General features: G+C 68.8%; 3 protein-coding genes and 1 pseudogene. 1 reads left to right on the top strand and 3 read right to left on the bottom strand.

Annotation, left to right across the window (positions count from 1 at the left end; genetic code table 11):
- Positions 1-719, top strand: a pseudogene (locus V7053_RS18880) (hypothetical protein); the annotation flags it as partial.
- 92 nt (positions 720-811) lie between these two features.
- Here V7053_RS18880 and V7053_RS18875 read toward each other — a convergent pair.
- The 3 genes from V7053_RS18875 to V7053_RS18865 form a co-directional block, all read right to left on the bottom strand.
- On the bottom strand, positions 812-1,132 hold the full coding sequence (locus V7053_RS18875; protein ID WP_334173785.1) for a type II toxin-antitoxin system PemK/MazF family toxin: 321 nt from the start codon (positions 1,130-1,132) through the stop codon (positions 812-814).
- Positions 1,129-1,338 (bottom strand): antitoxin MazE family protein, encoded by a 210-nt coding sequence (locus tag V7053_RS18870; RefSeq protein WP_334173784.1) that lies wholly within the window; start codon positions 1,336-1,338, stop codon positions 1,129-1,131. Before V7053_RS18870 ends, V7053_RS18875 begins: the two co-directional genes overlap by 4 nt.
- Positions 1,339-1,496: 158 nt before the next feature.
- Positions 1,497-2,128 (bottom strand): MinD/ParA family ATP-binding protein (locus V7053_RS18865; RefSeq protein ID WP_443022670.1); only part of this gene is annotated, 632 nt, incomplete at its 5' end.

Genomic DNA, 2,128 nt, shown 5'->3' with positions numbered 1-2,128 from the left:
TGCCGGAGATCCTGAACGCCTACGAGGTCTCCAACGCCTGGGCCGAGCACGACCCACGCGCCGCCCAGGCCGAGGAGACATTGCGCCGCGCCGCGGCCGAGCGCTACGGCTTCGACCCGCACAAGCTCCTGCAGGAGGGCCAGAAGTCCACCGAGCCCTTGAAGAACACGGATCCGGCGCGGCTGGCCCGGGCGCAGCGGTGGGCGCGCCTGTCCCGGTGGGAGGGGCCGCCGTCGTACTACCCGGAGGCCCAGAAGATCCGCAGCCTCCTGCGCGACTACGACGCGGCCGGGGCCGAGCCCGATCACGGAGATATCCCGAGTGGGGATACCCGGCAGCAGGGCTTCGTGGCCGAGCAGGGCAGGGACCACGCCGCCGCATTCGAGCGGGACGCCGCGCAGATAGCGCCATCCGACCCGGAGAAGGCCGCCGCCGCGGTCCGACAGGCTGCCAGGCAGCGCAAGGCTGCCGGCGCCAAGGCCGCAGCCGATGCCGGAGCGGCCTACGACCGCGCCGCCCGCTTGGAGGCCGAAGCAGCCCGCATGCGCACTGCGGGGGCTCCGGAGAAGGCGATCGCGGCCAAGCAGTTCGGCGAGGCTCAGCAGAAGTACCCCATCGCCCACGCCGCAGCCGGCCGCGGGAAGAGCATCGGCAAGGCAAAGGCGAATACTGTCCAGCAGTCCCGCACCCAGGGAAAGCACCTCGCCCAGGACCGGTAAACCCATGAGTGGGAAGGGAAGCGCTCGCACGGAGGTCGCAGGAAGGTCCGGCAGCAAATGGTGCCGAGCCTTCCTGCGCGCGCAGATCCCCGTCAGGCGATGCCGAGGAAGACCAGCAGTGCCCGCTCGACCTCGACCATCTCGGTTGAGGTCAGGTGCCCCACCCGCTGGTGGGCGTTGGCGCGCGGCACTGTGGTCATCTTGTCGATCATGATCTGGCTCTTCTGCGTCAGGCCCGTCCGCTGGGAGGGCTCGACCGGGATCCGCAGGAGCGGGGTGTCGTTCAGGGTGGAGGTCAGGGGGATCACCGTCAAGGAGCCCACGTCATCGAACCGGTCGTCCTGGATCACCAGTGCCGGGCGGGGCTTGGAGGCGTAGCCGCCTCCGGCCACTGTCCAGATCTCGCCTCTCACTCCTCGTCGTCCCAGGACACGGACACCGCGTCAATCCACTCGTGGATGTCCGAGTGCCGGTCGGACTCGGCCACGATGGCGCTCTGCCGCCTCGCCTCTTCGGCAAAGGACTTGGAGCGGGTGTCCGGCACCCACACCTGAATGGGCCGGAAGCCCGCCTGGCGCATCCGGCGTCTGTGCTCGCTGACCCGATCCTTCACGTTCATGCCCCCATTGTTTCATGTAACAAGGATGGACGGTAGAGCGGGATCGGGCGCCGCAACTTACAGGGTTCCGACCAGAACGGCGGTTGTAGGACTCCCACGGCGCACCGACGCCCAGCACCACGGAGATGCCGGCCCCCAGCGCTGGGCGAGCAGCTGAATCAAAGGCCCTTCATGATCTCGGCCGTGGCCTTGAGCCAGGCTTCCTTGCTCTGGGCGGAGAGGTTGTGGTAGACGATGGGGCCGCCGTTGTCCAGGGCCGGGTCGAACGGCAGGACCACGACGGCGCGGACGTAGTCGGAGAAGTGCTCGCGTGTGCGCTCGAGGAGTTCGAGGTGGGCCTTGCGGTTCTTCGAGGCCAGGGGCGGTTCGGTGAGCAGCAGCACGCCGCGGGCGAGCTTGTCCTGCATGCCGTCGTCTACGAGGGTGTCGACGGTGGCGGCGAGGGTCTTCACGGAGTCCTCCTTGGCCATGGCGACCAGGACCAGCTCGTCGGAGAGCCCGACGGCGGCCTGCCAGGTGCTGGCCGTCGAGGCGTTGCCGGTGTCCACCACGATGAGGTGGTAGAAGGAGCGCAGCACGTGGTGGAGTTGGACGAACGCGGCGCCGTCGATGACTTCGCGGTTGGCGGCGTTGTTCTGGCTGGCGAGGACGTGGAACCTGTTCTCGCCCTGGGGGCGGATGTAGTCCTGGAGCTCGTGGGCGTTGCCGGGGTTGGCGAACCGGTCGACGTTGGCGAGGAGGTCGATGGCGGTGTGGTCGTGGTTCGCCGGGATGGAGCGGTCCCCGAGGG

The sequence above is a fragment of the Sinomonas sp. genome, assembly GCF_036848755.1.
Classification (GTDB): Bacteria; Actinomycetota; Actinomycetes; order Actinomycetales; family Micrococcaceae; genus Sinomonas.
This window is presented reverse-complemented; position numbering and strand designations above follow the sequence as displayed.

Excerpts from the sequence above, each read along its gene's own strand:
- V7053_RS18870 (WP_334173784.1), bottom strand. The coding sequence starts at position 1,338 with ATGAACGTGAAGGATCGGGTCAGCGAGCACAGACGCCGGATGCGCCAG.